The sequence below is a fragment of the Leucobacter sp. M11 genome (genome assembly GCF_035726885.1).
Taxonomy (GTDB): Bacteria; Actinomycetota; Actinomycetes; order Actinomycetales; family Microbacteriaceae; genus JAPFRB01.
Map to the genome: position 1 here is coordinate 656,736 of NZ_JAPFRB010000003.1, position 295 is coordinate 657,030.

1 protein-coding gene is annotated in these 295 nt (G+C 72.2%); it reads left to right on the forward strand.

Annotation, left to right across the window (positions count from 1 at the left end):
- The coding region (locus OOT08_RS11520; protein ID WP_325092921.1) for a DsbA family protein at positions 1 to 295 on the forward strand (295 nt) is incomplete at both ends.

Genomic DNA, 295 nt, shown 5'->3' on the forward strand with positions numbered 1-295 from the left:
GGAACGGTCTGCTGGGCGGGGACGACTCCGTCGCCACGATCACCGACACCGCCGAGCAGCGCGCCGCGGAGGACGACAGCCCGCCGCTGGACCTCGCCCGCCGCCAGGCCGACGACCCGACCGCCCTCGGCGCGCTCGACGCACCGGTCGCGATCGTCGAGTATTCCGACTACCGCTGCCCCTTCTGCGGGGTCTTCGCCCGCGAGGTGATGCCCGGCGTCATCCAGGAATACATCGACCGCGGCGACGTGCGCTTCGAGTGGCGGGACCTGCCCGTCTTCGGCGAGGAATCGGT